This window comes from Blastococcus sp. SYSU DS0619, from assembly GCF_054051035.1.
This window is the reverse complement of the sequence record NZ_JBJHAM010000002.1, coordinates 401,871-417,833: the sequence shown is the minus strand read 5'-3', so window position 1 is coordinate 417,833 and position 15,963 is coordinate 401,871. Positions and strand designations below refer to the sequence as shown.

At 74.4% G+C, this 15,963-nt stretch carries 19 protein-coding genes and 1 pseudogene; 13 read left to right on the top strand and 7 right to left on the bottom strand.

What is annotated here, in order from left to right:
* Positions 1-39: 39 nt before the first annotated feature.
* Positions 40-546: an N-acetyltransferase family protein gene (locus ACI79T_RS04575; RefSeq protein WP_456608861.1), complete on the bottom strand. Its 507-nt coding sequence runs from the start codon at positions 544-546 to the stop codon at positions 40-42.
* Positions 543-1,328, bottom strand: coding sequence for an SDR family oxidoreductase (locus tag ACI79T_RS04570; protein ID WP_456608860.1), 786 nt, complete (start codon positions 1,326-1,328; stop codon positions 543-545). Before ACI79T_RS04570 ends, ACI79T_RS04575 begins: the two co-directional genes overlap by 4 nt.
* Before the next feature lie 83 nt (positions 1,329-1,411).
* On the opposite strand from ACI79T_RS04570, the gene mshA reads away from it, so the two are divergent.
* Genes mshA through ACI79T_RS04550 form a run of 4 tightly spaced genes read left to right on the top strand, consistent with a single transcriptional unit; the run spans position 1,412 to position 5,698 of the window.
* The gene (gene mshA / locus ACI79T_RS04565) at positions 1,412-2,749 is read left to right on the top strand and encodes a D-inositol-3-phosphate glycosyltransferase (protein WP_456608859.1); all 1,338 of its coding nucleotides are present in this window, start codon (positions 1,412-1,414) and stop codon (positions 2,747-2,749) included.
* Positions 2,746-3,291, top strand: coding sequence for a YbjN domain-containing protein (locus tag ACI79T_RS04560; protein ID WP_456608858.1), 546 nt, complete (start codon positions 2,746-2,748; stop codon positions 3,289-3,291). The genes mshA and ACI79T_RS04560 overlap by 4 nt, the downstream gene beginning before the upstream one ends.
* Positions 3,288-4,880 (top strand): MFS transporter, encoded by a 1,593-nt coding sequence (locus ACI79T_RS04555; protein WP_456608857.1) that lies wholly within the window; start codon positions 3,288-3,290, stop codon positions 4,878-4,880. The genes ACI79T_RS04560 and ACI79T_RS04555 overlap by 4 nt, the downstream gene beginning before the upstream one ends.
* Before the next feature lie 59 nt (positions 4,881-4,939).
* The gene (locus ACI79T_RS04550; protein ID WP_456608856.1) at positions 4,940-5,698 is read left to right on the top strand and encodes a phosphoglyceromutase; all 759 of its coding nucleotides are present in this window, start codon (positions 4,940-4,942) and stop codon (positions 5,696-5,698) included.
* A 58-nt stretch (positions 5,699-5,756) separates the two neighbouring features.
* On the opposite strand, the gene phoU is transcribed toward ACI79T_RS04550, so the two are convergent.
* The gene (phoU, locus tag ACI79T_RS04545; RefSeq protein WP_456608855.1) at positions 5,757-6,422 is read right to left on the bottom strand and encodes a phosphate signaling complex protein PhoU; all 666 of its coding nucleotides are present in this window, start codon (positions 6,420-6,422) and stop codon (positions 5,757-5,759) included.
* Between the two features lie 167 nt (positions 6,423-6,589).
* Between phoU and ACI79T_RS04540 the strand changes: the two genes are divergently transcribed.
* Both ACI79T_RS04540 and ACI79T_RS04535 read left to right on the top strand, forming a co-directional pair.
* Positions 6,590-7,795: a sensor histidine kinase gene (locus ACI79T_RS04540; RefSeq protein WP_456608854.1), complete on the top strand. Its 1,206-nt coding sequence runs from the start codon at positions 6,590-6,592 to the stop codon at positions 7,793-7,795.
* Entirely contained in the window at positions 7,792-8,478 is a 687-nt protein-coding gene (locus tag ACI79T_RS04535) for a winged helix-turn-helix domain-containing protein (protein ID WP_456608853.1), read from the top strand. The genes ACI79T_RS04540 and ACI79T_RS04535 overlap by 4 nt, the downstream gene beginning before the upstream one ends.
* Positions 8,479-8,736: 258 nt before the next feature.
* On the opposite strand, the gene ACI79T_RS04530 is transcribed toward ACI79T_RS04535, so the two are convergent.
* Both ACI79T_RS04530 and ACI79T_RS04525 read right to left on the bottom strand, forming a co-directional pair.
* Positions 8,737-8,928, bottom strand: a complete 192-nt coding sequence (locus ACI79T_RS04530) for a DUF3072 domain-containing protein (RefSeq protein WP_456608852.1) — start codon at positions 8,926-8,928, stop codon at positions 8,737-8,739.
* Positions 8,929-8,938: 10 nt separating this feature from the next.
* Positions 8,939-9,157, bottom strand: a complete 219-nt coding sequence (locus tag ACI79T_RS04525) for a hypothetical protein (protein WP_456608851.1) — start codon at positions 9,155-9,157, stop codon at positions 8,939-8,941.
* Between the two features lie 81 nt (positions 9,158-9,238).
* Here ACI79T_RS04525 and ACI79T_RS04520 point away from each other — a divergent pair.
* Positions 9,239-10,177 (top strand): annotated as a pseudogene (locus ACI79T_RS04520) (helix-turn-helix domain-containing protein); the annotation flags it as partial.
* 33 nt (positions 10,178-10,210) lie between these two features.
* Here ACI79T_RS04520 and ACI79T_RS04515 read toward each other — a convergent pair.
* Positions 10,211-11,065 carry a hypothetical protein gene (locus ACI79T_RS04515; protein ID WP_456608850.1) on the bottom strand — a complete coding sequence of 285 codons (855 nt, stop codon included), beginning with the start codon at positions 11,063-11,065 and terminating at the stop codon, positions 10,211-10,213.
* A 41-nt stretch (positions 11,066-11,106) separates the two neighbouring features.
* Here ACI79T_RS04515 and ACI79T_RS04510 point away from each other — a divergent pair, with 41 nt between their 5' ends.
* Positions 11,107-12,051, top strand: a complete 945-nt coding sequence (locus ACI79T_RS04510) for a Ppx/GppA phosphatase family protein (protein ID WP_456608849.1) — start codon at positions 11,107-11,109, stop codon at positions 12,049-12,051.
* Entirely contained in the window at positions 12,051-12,896 is an 846-nt protein-coding gene (locus tag ACI79T_RS04505) for a hypothetical protein (RefSeq protein WP_456608848.1), read from the top strand. Before ACI79T_RS04510 ends, ACI79T_RS04505 begins: the two co-directional genes overlap by 1 nt.
* Positions 12,897-12,911: 15 nt before the next feature.
* Here ACI79T_RS04505 and ACI79T_RS04500 read toward each other — a convergent pair whose 3' ends face one another.
* Entirely contained in the window at positions 12,912-13,478 is a 567-nt protein-coding gene (locus ACI79T_RS04500) for a type 1 glutamine amidotransferase domain-containing protein (RefSeq protein WP_456608847.1), read from the bottom strand.
* A gap of 59 nt (positions 13,479-13,537) precedes the next feature.
* On the opposite strand from ACI79T_RS04500, the gene ACI79T_RS04495 reads away from it, so the two are divergent.
* From ACI79T_RS04495 to ACI79T_RS04480, 4 genes are all read left to right on the top strand, one after another.
* A complete protein-coding gene (locus tag ACI79T_RS04495; protein WP_456608846.1) occupies positions 13,538-14,197 on the top strand; it encodes a hypothetical protein in 660 nt (219 codons plus the stop codon).
* A complete protein-coding gene (proC, locus tag ACI79T_RS04490; protein WP_456608845.1) occupies positions 14,194-15,012 on the top strand; it encodes a pyrroline-5-carboxylate reductase in 819 nt (272 codons plus the stop codon). Before ACI79T_RS04495 ends, proC begins: the two co-directional genes overlap by 4 nt.
* A 370-nt stretch (positions 15,013-15,382) precedes the next feature.
* Positions 15,383-15,724, top strand: coding sequence for a helix-turn-helix domain-containing protein (locus tag ACI79T_RS04485; RefSeq protein WP_456608844.1), 342 nt, complete (start codon positions 15,383-15,385; stop codon positions 15,722-15,724).
* Positions 15,725-15,864: 140 nt separating this feature from the next.
* Positions 15,865-15,963: a 30S ribosomal protein bS22 gene (locus tag ACI79T_RS04480; RefSeq protein ID WP_012854759.1), complete on the top strand. Its 99-nt coding sequence runs from the start codon at positions 15,865-15,867 to the stop codon at positions 15,961-15,963.

Here is a 15,963-nt window from a genome sequence, read left to right as displayed (position 1 = left end):
CGCGGGACCCTCCGGGCCCCACTCGGCGCGACCGTGCGGTCAGCCGGCGGTCAGGTCCAGGTGCATCACGTGCAGGCCGACGTAGCCGTGCTCGGGGTGCTCGAAGGCGCCGGGCACCGTGCCGATGATCTCGAAGCCGAGTGACCGCCAGAGTGCGACCGCGCCGGTGTTGGTCTCGACGACGGCGTTGAACTGCATGCCCCGGTAGCCGGCTGCGCGCGCCCAGCCGACGACGTGCTCGCCGAGTGCTCGGCCGACGCCCCGGCCCTGCGCCGCCGGATCCACCATGAAGCTCGCCGTCGCCACGTGCGAGCCGCGCCCCGGCCGGTTGGGGCCGGACTTCGCGGTGCCCAGGACGCGGTCGCCGTCGACCGCCACCACCGTGCGGCCCGGCGGCGGCTCCATCCACAGCGCCCGCGCCTCGTCGGACGACAGCCCCGCCGGGTAGGTGTAGGTCTCCCCGGCGTCGACGACGGCGCGGAAGACCGGGTGGATGGCCGGCCAGTCGCCGGCGGTCGCTTCGCGGATGCGCACGGGCCCGCTCATCCGTCCCGGGCCACCTTGTGCTGCGCGGCCTGGGCGCGCGGCCGCACGACCATCAGGTCCACGTTCACGTGGTGCGGCCGGGTCACGGCCCAGGCGATGCAGTCGGCCACGTCCTCGGCGACGAGCGGCTCGCGCACCCCGCGGTACACCGCGTCGGCGGCGTCGGCGGAACCCAGCCGGTTCAGCGAGAACTCCTCGGTGCGCACCATCCCGGGCGCGATCTCGATCACCCGCACCGGCTCGCCCACGAGCTCCAGGCGCAGGGTCTCGACCAGCGTGTGGACCCCGTGCTTGGCGGCCGTGTACGACGCCCCGCCCTCGTAGGAGATCAGGCCGGCGGTCGAGCCCACGAACAGCACGTCGCCGGCGCCGGAGGCCCGCAGCGCGGGGAGCAGCGCCGTGGTCAGGCGCACCGTGCCGAGCACGTTGACGTCGTAGGTGCGCGCCCACGAGTCGAGGTCGGCCTCGGCCACCGGGTTGGCGTCGAACGCCCCGCCCGCGTTGTTGACCAGCACGTCCACCCGGTCCAGGGCGTCGGCGAACGCCGCCACCGACGCCGCGTCGGTCACGTCCAGGGGGAGGGCCCGGGCGCCGATCGAGTCGGCGAGGGCGGCCAGCCGGTCGGTGCGGCGGGCCCCGACGACGACGTCGAAGCCCTCGGCGGCGAGCCGGGCGGCGGTCGCGGCGCCGATGCCGCTGGAGGCGCCGGAGACGACGGCGGTCCGCCCGGTGCCGGGCAGCGTGCGGTACCCCGACGGGGCGGAGGGTGAGGGACCTGACATGTGCTCATCCTGGCGCTGTTGCAGGATGGGGGACCGACAGGGGTGCCGTTCCGGGCCCTCGCGGGAGCAGAGCGGAGGTCCACGTGCCCGCTCGTCGCCCTTCCCGGTCCGGTCTGCCCGCCCGGGTGGCCACCCTCTCGGTGCACACCAGCCCGCTGGACCAGCCGGGTGCCGGTGACGCCGGCGGCATGAACGTCTACATCGTCGAGGTCTCCCGCCGGCTGGCCGCGCGCGGCATCGCCGTCGACGTCTTCACCCGCGCCACCTCCAGCGACCTGCCGCCGGTGGTGGAGATGAGCCCCGGCGTCACGGTGCGGCACGTGAGCGCCGGCCCCTTCGAGGGGCTGGGCAAGGAGGAGCTGCCCGCGCAGCTGTGCGCCTTCACCGCCGCGGTGCTGCGCGAGGAGGCCCAGCACGAGCCGGGCTACTACGACGTCGTCCACTCGCACTACTGGCTCTCGGGCCAGGTGGGCTGGCTGGCCCGGGACCGGTGGAGCGTGCCGCTGGTGCACACCGCGCACACCCTCGCCAAGGTGAAGAACGAGGCCCTGGCCGCCGGGGACCGCCCCGAGCCCCGGGCCCGGGTCATCGGGGAGGAGCAGGTGGTCGCCGAGGCCGACCGGCTGATCGCCAACACCGACGAGGAGGCCCGCCAGCTGGTGCGCCTCTACGGCGCCGATCCGGCCCGCACGCTGGTCGTCCCGCCCGGCGTCGACCTGGACCGGTTCACCCCCGGCGGCCGGGCGGCCGCGCGCCGCGCGGTCGGGGTGCCCGAGGACGCCGTCGTCCTGCTGTTCGTCGGCCGCATCCAGCCGCTCAAGGCGCCCGACGTGCTGCTCGGGACCGCCGCCCGCATGCTCGCCGACGACCCGGCGCTGCGCGACCGCCTGCAGGTGCACGTCGTCGGCGCCCCCAGCGGCACCGGCCTGGAGGCGCCGCGGCAGCTCGAGCAGCTGGCCGGCTCCCTCGGCATCGGCGACCTGGTCCGGTTCCACCCGCCCCAGCCGCCCGATCGGCTGGCCGAGTTCTACCGCGCCGCCGACGTCACCGTGGTGCCCAGCCACAACGAGTCCTTCGGCCTGGTGGCGCTGGAGTCGCAGGCCTGCGGCACCCCGGTCGTCGCCGCCGCCGTCGGCGGGCTGCCGACGGCGGTCCGCGACGGCGTCTCCGGGGTCCTGGTCGACGGCCACGACCCGATGGACTACGCGGCCGCGGTCCGGGCGGTGCTGGCCCGCCGGGAGCTGCTCGCCGCCGGAGCCCGCCGGCACGCCGCCCGCTTCTCCTGGGACCGCACCGCCGACGCCCTCGTCGACGCCTACGTCTCGGCCGCGGCGGAGATGGCGGCCGCCCCGGCGGCGCTGCTGCGGGACCGGCGCCCCGGGCCCCTGCGGGCCCTGCCCGGCTTCGGGGTGGCCCGGTGAGCCGGGTCGTCGAGGAGCTCGACGTCCTCATCGAGCAGACGCTCCGGGACAGCGAGCTGGTGCACGAGCACCCGAGGCCCGGCACCTGGCTGGTGGACCTCCCCGGCACCAAGAAGCTGAAGACGGTCTGCGGCCTGATCGTGGGGGACCACGCGCTGCGCGTGGAGGCCTTCGTCTGCCGCCAGCCCGACGAGAACCGCGAGCAGCTGTGGACCTACCTGCTGCAGCACAACGCCCGCATGTACGGGGTCGCCTACTCGATCGACTCGGTCGGCGACGTCTACCTGACCGGACGGCTCCCGCACGCCGCCGTCACGCCCGAGGAGCTCGACCGGGTCCTCGGCGCGGTGCTCAGCTACGCCGACGACCACTTCAACACCATGCTCGAGATCGGCTTCGGCACCTCGATCCGCAAGGAGTGGGAGTGGCGGGTGAAGCGCGGCGAGTCGCTGCGCAACCTGGAGGCGTTCGCCGCCTTCGTCGAGTCCTCGCACCGCGCGGGCGGGACCACCGGCGGCGCGGATCCGGCACCCGGGGCGTGACCGCGACGGACAAGTCGCCGCCGGGCGTCGGCGGGGCCGGCGAGGAGCGAGGTCCCGGCTACGAGCGCCGGTGGTGGGTGCTCGCCACCATGACCGTCTGCCTCCTCGTGGTGATCATGGGGAACACGATCCTCAACGTCGCCCTCCCGACGCTGCAGCGGGAGCTCGACGCCAGCCAGGGCGAGCTGCAGTGGGTGGTCGACGCCTACATCCTCGTGTTCGCCGGCCTGCTGTTCACCTGGGGCGTCATCGGCGACCGGATCGGCCGCCGGCGGGTGCTGCTGATCGGGCTGGGCATCTTCGCCGTGGGGTCGGTGTTCGCCGCGCTGAGCGACAGCCCCCTGGAGCTCATCGCCTGGCGGGCGGTGATGGGCATCGGCGGGGCGGCGGTCCAGCCGACGACGCTCGCGGTCATCACCAACGTCTTCCCGCCCCGCGAGCGCGGGCGCGCCATCGGCGTCTGGGCGGGGACGGCGGGGATCGCCGTCGCCGGCGGCCCGCTGGCCGGGGGTGCGGTCCTGGAGCACTTCTGGTGGGGCGCGGTCTTCCTCGTCGGCGTCCCGGTGGCGCTGCTGGGCATCGTCGCCGTGCTCGCCTTCGTCCCGGAGTCGAAGGACCCCAGCCCCGGCCGGCTGGACGTGCCGGGCGTGCTGCTGTCGATCGTCGCGCTCGCTGGCCTCGTCTACGGGATCATCCACGGCGGCGGCGGAGCAGGGTGGACGACACCGGGCGTCCTCGTGCCGCTGCTCGGCGGCCTGGTCCTGCTGGCGCTCTTCGTCTGGCTGCAGCGCCGGTCGGCCCACCCCGCGCTCGACGTCTCGCTGTTCCGCAACCCGGCGTTCTCCGCCGCCGCCGCAGCCCTCGGCCTGAACTTCTTCGCGCTCCTCGGCGCCACCTTCTACCTGGTGTTCTACCTGCAGGGCCTGCGCGGCTACTCGCCGTTGCAGAGCGGCGCAGCGCTGATCCCCGTCGCGCTCGGCATGGCGCTCATGGCGCCGCGCAGCTCCGGGCTGGCCGAGCGGTTCGGGGCCAAGGCCGTCTGCGCGACCGGCTTCCTGCTCATCACCCTGTCGTTCCTCGGGGTGCAGCTGCTCGACCTCACCTCGCCGGTCTGGCTGCTGCTGGTGGTGCTCTCCGTGCAGGGGCTCGGCATGGGCGCGGTCATGGCGCCCGCGACCGAGTCGATCATGTCCGTGGTGCCGCGGGAGAAGGCCGGCGCCGGAGCGGCGGTCAACAACTCGGTGCGGCAGGTGGGTGGTGCCCTGGGCGTCGCGATCCTGGGCTCCCTCCTGGCCGCCACCTACTCCGCGCAGCTGGGGTCCGCGGCGGACGGCCTGCCCGCCGCCGCGCGCGACGACGCGGAGCTCTCGATCGTCGCCACGCTGGACGCGGTCCGCCGGGCGCAGGCCGAGGGGACGCCGGAGGTGGCCCGGGCCGCCGCCGCGGTGGCCGATCCGGCCCGGGATGCCTTCGTGACGGCGATGCACGTGACGGCGATCGGCACGGCGACGGCGACCACGATCGCGGCGGTGGTGGTGCTGATCTGGCTGCCCGGCCGGCCGAAGCGGGAGGCACCGGCCACGCGGTGAGCCCCGCGAGGGCGACGGCCCTGCTGCCCGCACCGGCGGCGTCGGGCAGGATGATCGCCGTGACGACCTCCACGGGAACCCTGGTGCTGCTCCGCCACGGCGAGAGCGAGTGGAACAAGGCCAACCTCTTCACCGGCTGGGTGGACGTGCCGCTCACGGACAAGGGACGTGAGGAGGCGGCGCGCGGCGGGCGGCTCATGGCCGAGCACGGGCTGCTGCCCGACGTCTCGCACACCTCGCTGCTGCGCCGGGCGATCATGACCGCCGAGCTGGCCCTGCACGAGGCCGACCGGCAATGGATCCCGGTGCAGCGCTCCTGGCGGCTCAACGAGCGGCACTACGGCGCGCTCCAGGGCAAGGACAAGGCCGCCACCCTCGCCCAGTACGGGGAGGAGCAGTTCATGACGTGGCGCCGGTCCTACGACACCCCGCCGCCGCCGATCGAGCCGGGCAGCGAGTTCTCGCAGGACGGCGATGCGCGCTACTCGTTCCTGCCGCCCGAGGCCCGCCCGGCCACCGAGTGCCTGGCCGACGTCGTCGTCCGGATGCTGCCCTACTGGTACGACGCGATCGTGCCCGACCTGCGCCTGGGCAAGACCGTCCTGGTCGCCGCGCACGGCAACAGCCTGCGCGCGCTGGTGAAGCACCTCGACGGCATGAGCGAGGACGACGTGGTGGGCCTGAACATCCCCACCGGCGTGCCGCTGCGCTACGACCTCGACGCCGACCTGCGCCCGACCAAGCCCGGTGGCGAGTACCTCGACCCGGCCGCGGCCGCGGCCGCCATCGAGGCCGTCAAGAACCAGGGCAAGAAGTAGCGGACCCCGCCACGGTCCCGCCCCTCGCGGGGGCAGGACCGTGGCGGGGTCCGGTGACCTAGGCCTGGGCGGCGGGCTCGGATTCCCAGCGCTCGCCGGTGACCAGGTAGCAGACCCGCCGGGCGACGCTCACCGCGTGGTCGGCGAAGCGCTCGTAGTAGCGGCCCAGCAGCGTGATGTCGATCGCCGACTCGATGCCGTGCGGCCAGGTCTCGCTCAGCAGCTGCCGGAACAGGCCGCGGTGGATCTGGTCCATCGCGTCGTCGTCGGTCTCCAGCTCCCGCGCCGCGTCGATGTCCCGCTTGGCGATGACCGTCGCGGTCTTCGTGATGAGCAGCTCGGCCACGTTGCCGGCCTCCAGGAAGGCCGGCCGGACCTCCTGCGGGACCGCGTGGTCCGGGAAGCGCATGCGCGCGACCTTGGCGATGTGCGCGGCGAGGTCGCCCATGCGCTCGAGGTCGGCGACGATCCGCATGGCCGTCGTGATGGTGCGCAGGTCGCCGGCCACCGGCTGCTGGCGGGCCAGCAGGGTGAACGTGCGCTGCTCGATGCTCTCGCGGGTGGCGTCGATCTGGTCGTCGCCGGCGATCACCAGGTCGGCCAGCGCGACATCGGCGTCGAGGAGCGCCGTCGTGGCGGTGCTCATCTGCGATCCCACGGAGTTGGCCATCTCCACCAGGCAGGTGTTGATGTCGTCGAGTTCCTCGTGGTAACTGTCCCGCACGGTCGTCCTCTCGTCGTGATCCCCCGGCGACAGTAGGCGCGCCGGGGGCTGGTCCGGCCGCCGCGGGGTGAACTCCGGCCTGCTGCCCGGTGAACACTGACCCGTCCGAGCGGTGAACCTCTTGCCGTTTGCTGTTCACCGGCCCCGGCGCACATACCATCTGGGCCGTGAGCCCACTGGTCGCCCTGGTGGTCGGCCTCCTCCTGGGTGGGGTGGTGGCCGCCACCGTCATCATCCGCTCTCGCCCCGACATGGGGCGACGCGCCCTCGACGGTACGACCCTCCCGGCGCCCGAGGGTGCGCTGGCGCGGCGCCTGGTGGACCTGATGGACCCCGCAGTCGTGGTCGTCGGCATCGACGACTCGGTCCTGCTGGCCAACCCCGCCGCCCGTGCGCTGGGCATCGTGCGCGGCAACCGGCTGCTGGTGCCGGAGCTGCTGGTCCTGGCCCGCACCGTCCGCGGCGGTGGCACGCGCCGCTCCGACGTCCGGTTGCCCGGCGACCTGGTCGGCTCCGGTCCCCGGTTGGTGGGGGTCCACGGGGTCCGGCTGGACAGCGGCACGGTGGCCCCACCCGGTCCGGTGGCGCTGGTGCTCCAGGACGTGACGGAGGCGCGGCGGGTGGAGACGGTCCGCCGGGACTTCGTCGCCAACGTCGGCCACGAGCTCAAGACCCCGGTGGGGGCGCTGGCGCTGCTGGCCGAGGCGATCGAGGGGGCGGCCGACGACCCCGAGGCGGTGCAGCGGTTCGCCGCGCGGATCGCCCACGAGGCCGACCGGCTCGGCCGGCTGGTGCGCGAGCTGATCGACCTCTCCCGGCTGCAGGGCGGCGAGCCGCTGCCCGAGCTGGTGCCGGTGGAGGTGGACCGAGTGCTCAGCGAGGCCGTGGACCGCACCCGCACGGCGGCCCGTGCCAAGCAGCTGGAGATCGTGCGGGGCGGCCAGTCAGAGCTGGTCGTGCGCGGCGTGGAGAGCCAGCTGGTCACCGCTGTGACGAATCTGCTGGCGAACGCGGTGGCGTACAGCACGGGCAGCAGCCGGGTGGCGATCGCGGCCCGGGCGCGGTCGGGCTTCGCGGAGATCGCCGTCACCGACAGCGGCATCGGCATCCCGCGCGCGGACCGGCAGCGGGTGTTCGAGCGGTTCTACCGGGTGGACCAGTCCCGGGCGAGCAGCACCGGGGGAACCGGGCTGGGCCTGGCCATCGTCAAGCACGTCGCGAGCAACCACGGTGGTTCGGTGACCGTCTGGAGCGAGGAGGGGCTGGGCTCGACGTTCACCCTGCGCATCCCGCTCGCCGGCCCGGCCGACCACCCGGCGGCGGAGTCGCCCACCGTTCCTGCCCCCCAGAGTCTGGAGACCAAGCGTTCATGAGCCGAGTACTGGTCGTCGAGGACGAGGAGTCCTTCTCCGACGCGCTGTCCTACATGCTGCGTCGGGAGGGCTACGAGACCGTCGTGGCCGCCACGGGGCCCGACGCACTCGCGGAGTACGACCGCGGTGGCGCCGACATCGTGCTGCTCGACCTGATGCTCCCGGGCCTGCCCGGCACCGAGGTGTGTCGTGCGCTGCGCGCCCGCGGCAACGTGCCGATCATCATGCTCACCGCCAAGGACGCCGAGATCGACAAGGTCGTCGGCCTGGAGCTGGGCGCCGACGACTACGTCACGAAGCCGTACTCGGCGCGCGAGCTGGTCGCCCGCATCCGCGCGGTGCTGCGCCGCCGGGGGGAGGTGGCCGATGCCGCCCCGGCCGAGGGGCTGCTGTCCGCCGGCCCGGTCCGGATGGACGTCGAGCGGCACGTCGTCGCCGTGGACGGCGAGCAGGTGGCGCTCCCGCTCAAGGAGTTCGACCTGCTCGAGTTCCTGCTGCGCAACGCCGGCCGGGTGCTCACCCGGGCCCAGCTGATCGACCGCGTCTGGGGCTCCGACTACGTCGGGGACACCAAGACCCTCGACGTCCACGTCAAGCGGCTGCGCGCCAAGCTCGAGCCCGACCCCGCGAACCCGAAGTACCTGCTGACGGTGCGGGGCCTGGGCTACAAGCTCGAGGCCTGACGACAGCCCCGGGAGCATCGCAGCGAGGAACGAGCGAGGAGCGGACCGGGGCGCGGAGTCAGGCCCATGGACGAGGCCTGACGACAGCCCCGGGAGCATCGCTGCGAGGAACGAGCGAGGAGCGGACCGGGGCGCGGAGTCGGGCCCATGGAAGAGGCCTGAGGCCTGAGCCCTGAGGCCTGAGGCCTGAGGCCTGAGGCCTGAGGCCTGAGCCCTGAGGCATGGAGAGCGACTGACGGAGCGCCGGGTCGGCGTCGGTCAGTCGTTCTTCAGGTCGTCGATCCTCTTCGACGCGTCGGCCTTCGACAGGTCCTCGGGGATCTCCTCGTCGGTGCCCCGGGCGAGGGTCTCCAGGTAGCTCTTCTGCGCCCCGGTGGCCGGCTCGTCGCCGGTGACCCAGGTGTCGGGGTCCTTCTCGGTGGTCTGGTCGGCGGAGTTCGGTTCGCTCATGTGTTCGATGCTAGGCGTGGGTGAGCTCCTTCGCCTGCTGGGCGACGGTCGCGGTCCGGGCGGCGCGGGTCTCCTCCCAGCGGCGCCCGGTCCGGTACACGTGGATGCCGCCGCAGGCGGGGCACGCGACGTGCAGCGCGACGTGTGTCGGGTGGTTGGTGACCGACCGGATCCGCCGGTCGGCGACCAGCTCGTCGGAGCGGGTGACGGGGCAGGTGATCAACAGCATGGGATCACCCTGGCTCCGCGGGCCGGCGCCGACGAGTGGCAGAGATGACCACGAACGCGGATTTCCTGCCATCATGTCGCCATGGCTCTGCCCGATCGTCCGCTGGTGGTCAGCGTCGTCGTCGCCGACGGCCTCGTCGGCAGCTTCGGCCTCGGCGTCTGCTGCGAGGTGTTCGGCTACGACCGCCGGCAGCTGGGCCTGCCGCTGTTCGACTTCGGGCTGGTGTCGGAGGTCCCGGGCGTCCTGCGCACCGACACCGGCATCCCGATCACCGTCGAGCACGGGCTGGAGCGCCTGGCGCGCTCCGACATCATCACCATCACCGCGTGGGACCTGTTCGACCGCGTCCCCTCACCCGCGCTGCTCGACGCGTTCCGGGCCGCGCACGCCCGGGGGGCGACGATCGTCAGCCACTGCAGCGCCGCGTTCGTGCTCGCCGCGGCGGGCCTGCTCGACGGCAAGCGCGTCACGACGCACTGGAAGTACGCGGGCGAGCTGGCCGCCCGGTTCCCGTCGGTGACCGTCGACCCGTCGGTGCTGTACGTCGACAACGGGCAGGTCATCACGGGCGCGGGGACGGCCGCCGGGGTCGACACCCTGCTGCATCTCGTGCGGCGCGAGTGGGGCGCCGGCGCGGCCAACGCGCTCGCCCGCGAGATGGTCGTCCCCCCGCACCGCGACGGCGGGCAGGCGCAGTTCATCGACGCGCCCGTGCCCGCCTGCCGGGACGACCTGCTGGGTGCGGTCCTCGAGTGGGCCACGGGGCACCTGGCGGAGGACATCTCCGTGGAGGTGATGGCCCGCCGGGCGCTCATGAGCCCGCGCAGCTTCGCCCGCCGGTTCAGGGCCACCACCGGCACGACGCCGCACGCCTGGCTGCTCGGTCAGCGGCTGGCGGCGGCCGAGGAGCTGCTGGAGAACAGCGACGCCTCGATCGAGGAGATCGCCCGGCTGGTCGGGTTCGGCACCGCGGCCGGGCTGCGCGAGCAGTTCGGCCGCCGCCGCGGTGTCTCCCCCCGGGCCTACCGGCAGACCTTCCGCTCCGGAGCGGCCTCAGCCGCCGGGACGGCGCCGGTACAGCTCGACGGGCACCGGCCGGGCGCCGGTGGGGCGGGCAGCGAGGTCGGGGCTGGCCGGGTGGGGGGCGATGAGGCCCTGGTCGAGGCGGGCCTCGGTCAGCCGGCGTAGCTCCGCGTACGCCGCGGCGCCGAGCAGCGCGGTGAGCTCGGCCGCGTAGGTGTCCACCAGCGGTTCGGGCGAGACGTGCGCCGTCGGCGAACCGGTGCACCACCAGTGCAGGTCGTGCCCGCCGGGCCCCCAGCCGCGGCGGTCGAACTCGCCGATGGTCGAGACCAGCACCCGGGTGCCGTCGGGACGGTCGACGTGCTCCTGCTCCCGGCGCACCGGGAGCTGCCAGCAGACGTCGGGCTTGGTCGTCAGCGGATGGAGCCCGGTGCGCACCGCCATGCGGTGCAGGGCGCAGCCGCTGCCGCCGGTGAACCCGGGCCGGTTGAGGAACACGCAGGCCCCGTCGACGACGCGGGTGCGCAGCGACCGCACCGGTTCGGCATCCTCGGCGTCCCCGGGGTCCTCGGCGTCGTCCACCTCGGTCCAGGCCCCGCGCCCGGTGGGCGCCAGCTGCCAGTCCTCGTCGGTCAGGTCCGCGACCGCGGCGGTCACCCGGAGCAGGTCGTCCTCGTCGGTGAAGAAGGCGCCGTGGCTGCAGCACCCGTCGTCGGGCCGGCCCGCCACCACGCCGGCGCAGCCCCGCCCGAAGACGCACGTCCAGGCCGACGTCAGCCAGGTCAGGTCGGCTCGGACGAGGTGCTCGGGATCGCCGGGATCGGGGAACTCCACCCACTCCCGGGCGAAGTCCAGGCCGACCTCCTCGGGGGGCTCGTTCCGCACCGGGCCAGCCTAGGTCGCCGGCGACCGGCAGAATCGCCCCCATGCGGCTCGGTGTGCTGGACGTCGGTTCGAACACGGTGCACCTGCTGGTGGTGGACGCCCATCGCGGCGCGCACCCCACACCGATGCACGACGAGAGGTCGGTGCTGCGGCTCGCCGAGCACGTGGGGCCGGACGACATGCTCTCCAAGGCGGGGGAGAAGGCGCTGCTCACCGCGGTGCAGAGCGCCTGCCGCCGGGCGGAGAAGCAGGGCTGCGACGAGTTCATGGCGCTGGTGACCTCGGCGATCCGGGAGGCGGCCAACGGTCTGGAGGTCCTGGAGCGGGTGCGGGACCGCACCGGTGTCGAGCTGCAGGTGCTCTCCGGGGAGGACGAGGCGCGGCTGACGTTCCTCGCGGTGCGGCGCTGGTTCGGCTGGAGCGCCGGCCGGCTGCTGGTCCTGGACATCGGCGGCGGCTCGCTCGAGCTCGCCGCCGGCATCGACGAGGACCCGGAGGTCGCCCTCTCCCTGCCCCTGGGTGCCGGGCGGATGACCCGGCGCTTCCTCCCCGCGGCGCGGGACGGCGGCCGCCCCGACCTCGCGGCCCTGGAGGAGCTCGACGAGTACGCGTCGGACCTGCTGGCGCCCGCTGCGAAGAAGATCGCCGCGGTCGGCGCCCCCGACCTGGTGGCCGCCACCAGCAAGACCTTCCGCACGGTGGCCCGGCTCGCCGGTGCCGCGCCGTCCGCGGCCGGGCTGCGCGTGCCCCGCGAGCTGAGCGCCACCGGCCTGGGTCAGCTGGTGGGCTTCGTCTCGCGCATCGAGTCCGCGGCGCTGGCCGAGCTGCCGGGCGTCTCGGCCGACCGCGCGCACCAGGTTCCCGCTGGAGCGGTTGTCGCTGCCGCAACTCTGCGTGCGCTCGACGTACCGTGCGTGCGGATCTGTCCGTGGGCACTGCGCGAGGGAGTCATCCTGCGCAGGCTGGACTCGATGGGAGGGGCGTGATGGCCGAACCGGACTGGAACCCGGACACGGGAGGACGCTCGCTCGCCGAGATCCTGCGCGAGGCCGGCATCGAGTCGGCCGCCCGCACGGCCCGCCGGCGCCGCGTCGACGACGACGACACCGGCATCCGCCAGCGGCGCGCCGACGACGCGGCCGCCGCCGACCGCGCCCGCTACGGCCGGCGCAGCAGCGACCTGCAGGCCGCCGAGCAGACGCCCGCACACGGCCGGGAACCGCGGCGTACCGCGCCCGACCCCGTGACCGCCGCCATCCCGGGCCTCCGCCCCGACCGCAAACCCAGCGTCCCCCACCCCTCGGGGCCGGTGCCACCGCTGCGGCGGCAGGCCGAGGCCGCCGGGGCGGCCAAGGCCGCGCCGGCATCGGGGGCGACGAGGGCGTCCGCGGCATCGGGGGCGCCTGCCGCATCGGGGGCCGTGGGGGCCCAGCGCACGGCCGGCCGCACGGCGTCGCGGACCGCGCCCGCCGCCGGTGGGATCGCCTCCACGGGGCCGATCCCGGTGGTGCACGCCGACGACGTCGACGCGGACCTGGACACCACGCCGCGGGAGAGCGCGCTGGCCTGGCTCCGGTTCGCCGGTGAGCTCCTCATCGCCCTGGCCGCCGGGGTGGGCATCTACTTCGCCGCCACCGTGCTGTGGGAGATGATCCCGCACCTGGCCGTATTCCTGGCGCCGCTCGCCGTCGCCGGCCTGGTGGGTGGGGTGAACCTCTGGCGCCAGCGTCAGGGCACCGAACCCGTGGGCGCCCGCATGCTCGCCGTCCTCGTCTTCGCGGGCACCCTGCTGACGATCGCCCCGGCGGCCACGCTCCTCGCGACCTCCTGACCGCCGGGGGCGGCGTCACGCGTCGGCCGGCTCCTCCTCGCGGGTGGCGGCGAACTCCTCGACGATCGCGGCCCCGAAGGCATCCAGGTCGTCGGGCTTGCGGCTGGTGACCAGGTTGCCGTCGACGACGACCTCCTCGTCCACCCAGTTCGCGCCGGCGTTGCGCAGGTCCGTCTGCAGCGAGGGCCACGAGGTCATGCGCCTGCCGCGCACGACGCCGGCCTCGATGAGGACCCAGGGCGCGTGGCAGATGGCGGCCACCGGCTTGCCGGCGTCGAAGAACGCCTTCACGAAGGTGACCGCGTCCGCGTCGGCGCGCACGAAGTCACCGTTGATGACGCCTCCGGGCAGCACCAGGGCCGCGTAGTCGTCGGGGTCCGCCGAACCCAGGTCGGTGTCGACCGTGCGGCGCTCGCCCTTGTCGATGTGCTCGTAGGCGGTGATCGTGCCGGTGGCGAACGAGACCAGCTCCGGTTCCGCACCGGCGTCCTCGAGGGCCTGCCAGGGCCGGTCCAGCTCGATCTGCTCCACGCCGTCGGTGGCCAGCACGGCCACCCTCATCCCGTCCAGTTCTCCTGCCATGGGGGCGGCGCTACCCGGCCCCCGGACCGCGCACACCCGGGCGCACTACGGTTTCGGGCGTGTCCGTCCGTCTCCTTCCCCACCGGCTGCCGGGCCGGCCGGCCCGCGCCGGACTGGGCCCGGAGGACGCCGTCCGCGCGGCCGGTGACCTGGTCGCCGCCGGCCGGCAGGTGTCCCTGGAGCTGTCCCGCGCCGTACCCCTCGCCGTGTCGGTCGAGCTCGCCGCGCGGGTGCTGGGCGCTGGGCTGGCCGCGTCCTGCGAGGTGACGCTGCCCGCTGACGCGGGGGCGGCGGAGGAGCTCGTGTCCCGCGGCCTCGCCGTCGCGCTGACCGGACCGCCCGGCGTCGTCGACCCCCTGGTCCGGGAGCTGCCCGGGGCCCGGGCGGTGGTCGCCGCCGGGAAGCCGTCGGCCGAGGACCGGTGCCGCGCCTTCGCCGGGGGACAGGTGCGCCTGCTCGCCGGCCGGGGGGCGGTGGCCGAGCTCGCCTTCGTCCGCTGCCTGAACGTCCTGATGGCCGGGGACGGCGCACCGGCCGTCGCCACCACCGATCCACGTCTGATCGCCATCACCGGTGAGCGGGCGGCCTGGAACGGCCGCGCGCCCGACAGCTGGGAGCACGTCATGCCCTGGGGAGAACCGACCGAGGACCAGCACCGCCTGCTGGCCGCCGGCCACACCGTCCGCGTGCTGGTGCCCGTCGCGGGAGGCCGGGCGTGACCGCCACGGGCCGCCGCGGGCTGGCCATCATCGGGGGCGGGAAGATCGGCGAGGCGCTGCTGTCCGGCCTGGTGCGCCGCGCCGGGGCCGACGGGATCCTGGTGGTGGAGCGCAGCGCCGAGCGCGGCGCGGAGCTGACCGAGCGCTACGGCGTCCCCGCGGTGGAGCTGGCCGACGCCGCCGCCCGCGCCCGGGTGCTGCTCCTGGCGGTGAAGCCGCAGGACATCGACACGCTGCTCGCCCTGGTCGCCGGCCACGTCGACGACGGGCACCTGGTGGTGTCGGTCGCCGCCGGGGTGCCGACGAGGCGGATCGAGGCGGCCCTGCCGGCCGGCGTGCCGGTGGTGCGGGTCATGCCGAACACGCCCGCGCTGATGGACGAGGGCATGAGCGTGCTCTCGGCCGGGGCGCACGCGGGGGAGGAGCACCTGGACGAGGCCGAGGCGCTGCTGGCCGCCGTCGGGCGGGTGCGGCGGGTACCGGAGTCGCAGCAGGACGCCGTCACGGCGCTGTCGGGCAGCGGGCCGGCCTACTTCTTCTACCTCGTCGAGGCGATGGTCGACGCGGGCATCCTGCTCGGGCTGCCGCGCACGCTGGCGGCGGACCTCATCGTGCAGACGGCGCTGGGCGCCGCGGTGATGATGCGCGACTCGGGGGAGCACCCCGTCCAGCTGCGCGAGGCGGTCTCCAGCCCGGGTGGGACGACCATCGCCGCGATCCGGGAGCTGGAGAAGCACGGCGTCCGGGCGGCGCTGATGGCCGCCATCGAGGCGGCGCACGCGCGGTCGGTGGAGCTCGGCCGCGACGAGTCCTGACGACGAGTCCTGACGACGAGGCCTGACGACAAGTCCTGACGTCGACCGGGCGGGACGCGGTGCCCGCGCCTTCCCGTGTCGACAGGTCGACGGGCACCCCGCGTGAGCGGGCGAACACGGTAATGCATATCCGGGTGTCGTGGTGCGACGTAGCGTCACCGACTTCTCACCGTGTCGCGAAACGCGCCGGAACGCGTGTGCACCGTGTTGCATACGTGTAGTTCTGCCGAGTACGGACCGGTCCGCCTGTTCGTTTCACCCATCGCATCAGTCCCGCCAGCCCCCTTACTCTCAGTACCAGCGCGTGCGTGTTCAGTTGCCGGTGGGGAAGCCGGCGCCACGACACGAGCTAGGTTCCGGAGACGAAGACATGACCATGCCCCAGCGCCACGCTGCCGCCACCGTCGTCCGTCCGGGGATGCCGATCCCCCGCCCGATGGGTCGCCCGATGGCCGCCACGCTCGCCCGTCCCGTGCCGGCTCAGCACCCCGCCGCCATGCCCCTCGGCCGCCCGGCCGTCCCGGCCCCCCGCGCCGCCGTCACGTTCCTGACCGTCGCCGAGGTCGCCTCGATGATGCGCGTCTCGAAGATGACCGTGTACCGCCTCGTCCACGCCGGTGAGCTCGCCGCCGTCCGCGTCGGCCGCTCCTTCCGCGTGCCGGAGCGCGCCGTGCAGGACTACCTGCGCGACGCCTACACCGACATCGCCTGAGATCCCGCTCGTCCCGGTCCGGCCGCCCGCGGCACCGTCGCCGCGGGGTGGCTCGGGTACGCTCGGTCGCCGAGCGACACCGGGGAAATCCGCTGTCGCGTTCGAGCTGATCTATTTCGAGACGACGTCGGGAGCACCACGTGGGTTCGGTCATCAAGAAGCGCCGCAAGCGGATGGCGAAGAAGAAGCACCGCAAGCTGCTGAAGAAGACGCGAGTCCAGCGTCGCAACAAGAAGTGA

What these genes read in the sequence shown, in the direction of transcription:
- ACI79T_RS04500 (WP_456608847.1), bottom strand. Translation starts at nt 13,478, where the DNA reads ATGGCAGGAGAACTGGACGGGATGAGGGTGGCCGTGCTGGCCACCGAC.
- ACI79T_RS04535 (WP_456608853.1), top strand. Translation starts at nt 7,792, where the DNA reads ATGAGCCGAGTACTGGTCGTCGAGGACGAGGAGTCCTTCTCCGACGCG.
- ACI79T_RS04485 (WP_456608844.1), top strand. Translation starts at nt 15,383, where the DNA reads ATGACCATGCCCCAGCGCCACGCTGCCGCCACCGTCGTCCGTCCGGGG.
- ACI79T_RS04510 (WP_456608849.1), top strand. Translation starts at nt 11,107, where the DNA reads ATGCGGCTCGGTGTGCTGGACGTCGGTTCGAACACGGTGCACCTGCTG.
- ACI79T_RS04530 (WP_456608852.1), bottom strand. Translation starts at nt 8,928, where the DNA reads ATGAGCGAACCGAACTCCGCCGACCAGACCACCGAGAAGGACCCCGAC.
- ACI79T_RS04575 (WP_456608861.1), bottom strand. Translation starts at nt 546, where the DNA reads ATGAGCGGGCCCGTGCGCATCCGCGAAGCGACCGCCGGCGACTGGCCG.
- ACI79T_RS04570 (WP_456608860.1), bottom strand. Translation starts at nt 1,328, where the DNA reads ATGTCAGGTCCCTCACCCTCCGCCCCGTCGGGGTACCGCACGCTGCCC.
- ACI79T_RS04525 (WP_456608851.1), bottom strand. Translation starts at nt 9,157, where the DNA reads ATGCTGTTGATCACCTGCCCCGTCACCCGCTCCGACGAGCTGGTCGCC.
- ACI79T_RS04505 (WP_456608848.1), top strand. Translation starts at nt 12,051, where the DNA reads ATGGCCGAACCGGACTGGAACCCGGACACGGGAGGACGCTCGCTCGCC.